This window comes from Nocardia carnea, assembly GCF_029868855.1.
Classification (GTDB): Bacteria; Actinomycetota; Actinomycetes; order Mycobacteriales; family Mycobacteriaceae; genus Nocardia; species Nocardia carnea_A.
Genome location: NZ_JARWOV010000200.1, coordinates 1 through 3,295 on the forward strand (window position 1 = coordinate 1; position 3,295 = coordinate 3,295).

The following is a 3,295-nucleotide window of genomic DNA, read 5'->3' on the forward strand; positions in this document are numbered from 1 at the left end:
CGGTATCGCTCACCCGGGCCGAACTGGCGGATGACGCGGAGGCCGACCCCGCCGTGGGGTTCACCGCCCGCCGCACCCCCGCGCCGCTGTTGCCCCCGCTGCACTGCGCGGGGTGAGCCACCGCTGTGGCCCCACGCGACCCGAGTGGTGAACAAGGGACCTGCGTGTCTCGCGCCCCCTCGGCCACGGTTCGGGACCGAGGGGGCGCCCACCGGTTACTTCGCCAGGAGGGCGTCCAGCGCCCGGTAACTCGCGTTGAGACCCTCGGCCATCCCGGACTGCAGCATGCCATCCCGCTCCTCCGGGGTGTGGAACTGGCTGACGGTGACCACTCGCGTACGCCCGTCGCCGAGATCCTCGAACGTCGCCGCGTCGATGGTGATGTGCGCGGGCATACCGTCCCACTCGAAGGACTGCACGATCCGTTCCTGGGGCACGATCTCCCGGAACCGGCCCTCGAACCCGTGGGACTCGCCGTCTGCGCGCTCGACGAAACGCCAGTGCCCACCCGCCCGGAACTCCCAGCGCTCGATATCGAGCTGGTTGCCGCGTCCCCACCATTGGGCCAGCTGTTCGATCCGGCTGTAAGCGGCCCAGACCCGCTCGCGCGAGGCGTTGAAAACCCGTTCGACCCGGATCTCGCGGTCCGCGGGAGTGGTGACGACGGCTTCTTCGGTGACAGTGCTCATTGTTCGTGCTCCGTTCGTTGCAGGAATTCGCCGAGACGGTCCATCCGTGCTTCCAGCATCTGCCGGTAGCCCTGCATCCAGGCCACCTCCCGTTCGAACACATCGGAACCGATCCGGCAGTACCGGACCCGCCCCTTTTTCTCGGTGACCACCATCCCCGCACCCTCGAGCAACTGGATGTGTTTCTTGATGCCGGTGAGGGTCATCGAGAATTCGTCCGCCAGTTCACTGACGGTGGCGGGGCCGCGGCCGAGCCGCTCGAGGATGCCCCGCCTGGTGGGGTCCGCGAGCGCTCCGAAGGAGGCGTCCAAGAACTCATACTGAACCATCTAGTTCAGTATTGGCGACCGACGCCGCAGTGTCAACAAGCCACCGCGGAAAATTTCCGCAGCCCACACGCCCGAACTCCTACCGCGCTCACGGTCACGCCGCCTCGGAACCGTCACCAGCGATAGTCGAGGAACTTTCCGTCGAAGGTGATGACGACACGGTCTCCGTCGGGGTCCGCCCGCCGGGCGAAGTCGACCTTGAAGTTGATAGCGCTCATGATCCCGTCCCCGAACTCCTCGTGGATGAGCTCCTTGAGCGCGGGACCGTACACGGAGATCGCTTCCACGAATCGGTAGATGGTGGGGTCGCTCATCAGGGCCGGATCCGCGCCGCGGGCCGGTTGCCGGCTCAGGCTCTCCGCCACCGCGTCGTCCAACCCCAGCAGATCACACGCCTGGCGCGCCTGCTCCGCCGTCATCGGATGCTGCCCGAGCAGCGCGGACGTTGTCCAGACCAGCGGCGCTCCGAGCGCATCGGCGATGGCCGCCCAGGTGAGCCCGCGCCGGATACGCGCCGCGACAACGAGATCCGCTGCGGCACTTTTGCTCATGATCGGTTCCATCGAAACCTCCTGATATCGCGAACACCGGAAATATCGAAAGCCTGCCACCGCCGGGCATATCCGACCGCATCGGTATCGCACTGTTCACCTCACCGATACATTCGAGGAAGAAATCCCCGAAACCCCGATAAACGAACGAAACGGTGCCGGACCACCCCGGTGAGGACCCGGTTACACGCGTGCGCTGGATTCGATACGACCCGGAAATCCGGGCATCGCACACTTCGCCCACGAGCACTACGAGCGAAGGACGTGTCATGTCGTACCTCAAACCGGCGGAATTCGTCGGCGCAATGATCGACGCCGGGGAAGCGAAAGCATTCATGTCCACCCGGGATACGGTGATCCGTGCCTTCATGGCGGGTGCGATTCTGGCCCTTGCCGCCGCGTTCGCGGTCACCATCACGGTGCAGACGGGCAACGCGCTGCTCGGCGCGGTCCTGTTCCCGGTCGGCTTCTGCCTGCTGTACCTACTGGGTTTCGATCTGCTGACCGGTGTATTCACACTCGTCCCGCTGGCCTGGCTGGACAAGCGGCCAGGGGTGAACTGGCGTGCGGTACTGCGCAACTGGTCCCTCGTCTTCGTCGGTAATTTCGCCGGAGCGTTCACCGTTGCCGTGATGATGGCGATCATCGTGACCATGGGTTTCTCGATGGACCCGAACGAGGTCGGTCAGCGACTCGGGGAAATCGGCGAATCCCGCACCGTCGGCTACGCCGACCACGGCGCGTCCGGCATGCTCACCCTTTTCATCCGCGGCGTGCTGTGCAACTGGATGGTTTCCACCGGCGTCGTCGCGGCAATGATGTCGACCTCGGTGTCCGGCAAAGTAATCGCCATGTGGATGCCGATCATGCTGTTCTTCTACATGGGGTTCGAGCATTCGATCGTCAATATGTTCCTGTTCCCCTCCGGCCTCCTGCTGGGTGGCGATTTCTCCGTCGGCGACTACCTGATCTGGAACGAAATCCCCACCGTTATCGGGAATCTGGTGGGCGGCCTGGCGTTCGTCGGACTCACGCTCTACGCCACCCACGCTCGCACCGCCGATCCCCGGCCACGCCCGGCGAGCGAACCGGCCGCGGAAACCGATGCGGCGCCGGTCGAGAGCAGTACCCGGGCCTGATACATACCTGCGCCGGCACCCGACTGCGACGTCACCGCAATGGCGGAGGCCACTTTTTGCCGCCGTCACAAATTCTCGCCGACTGCTGTCGGAAATCATCGAAATCCGGCAGGACTGGCACTCGGTGATCAAGGCGAGGCATCGAGCGGCCGTATGGAAGGTCGCCGATCCGGCGCTCCGAATCCCGGTTTTTCGACGCGTCGACCGTTACCCGCGAACTGGGCGCCACACCATCGAACGCCGTACGGGCTATCGCGCCCCTGGCCGAGGCCGGGAGCCTCATCGAATTCACCGGCAAGCGCCGCAATCGAATGTGGCAGGCACGCGAGATCCTGAGCGCGCTCGACGCATTCGCCGCACGAGCCGGGCGGCGAGCCCTGGGCTGAAGGTTCGGAACACCTCGACGTGTATCGCCGCCTCCGGTTCCGCCCGGTTCGGCACGAACGCAATCGGGGCCCCCCCCCAAAAGTTGGGGGGGGCGGGGGGTGGTTAGATCACCCACAAATAACGGGAGTGGTGAATGAAAATATCACCGAACAGTACTCGCACAATGAATACCTTGCTTTAGGTTACAATGCCGAAAGTTT

The 3,295-nt window shown here is 64.6% G+C and carries 4 protein-coding genes; 1 reads left to right on the forward strand and 3 read right to left on the reverse strand.

The genetic code is table 11. From position 1 onward, the window contains the following. Positions 1-215 precede the first annotated feature (215 nt). The 3 genes from QH195_RS19155 to cynS all read right to left on the reverse strand — a co-directional run bounded on the left by QH195_RS19155 (position 216) and on the right by cynS (position 1,581). A complete protein-coding gene (locus QH195_RS19155; protein WP_280436430.1) occupies positions 216-689 on the reverse strand; it encodes an SRPBCC family protein in 474 nt (157 codons plus the stop codon). Beyond that, on the reverse strand, positions 686-1,018 hold the full coding sequence (locus QH195_RS19160; protein ID WP_280436431.1) for an ArsR/SmtB family transcription factor: 333 nt from the start codon (positions 1,016-1,018) through the stop codon (positions 686-688). Before QH195_RS19160 ends, QH195_RS19155 begins: the two co-directional genes overlap by 4 nt. A 113-nt stretch (positions 1,019-1,131) precedes the next feature. Then, positions 1,132-1,581, reverse strand: coding sequence for a cyanase (gene cynS, locus QH195_RS19165; RefSeq protein WP_280436432.1), 450 nt, complete (start codon positions 1,579-1,581; stop codon positions 1,132-1,134). Positions 1,582-1,838: 257 nt separating this feature from the next. Between cynS and QH195_RS19170 the strand changes: the two genes are divergently transcribed. After that, the gene (locus QH195_RS19170) at positions 1,839-2,708 is read left to right on the forward strand and encodes a formate/nitrite transporter family protein (RefSeq protein ID WP_280436433.1); all 870 of its coding nucleotides are present in this window, start codon (positions 1,839-1,841) and stop codon (positions 2,706-2,708) included. The last annotated feature ends 587 nt before the right edge of the window (positions 2,709-3,295 follow it).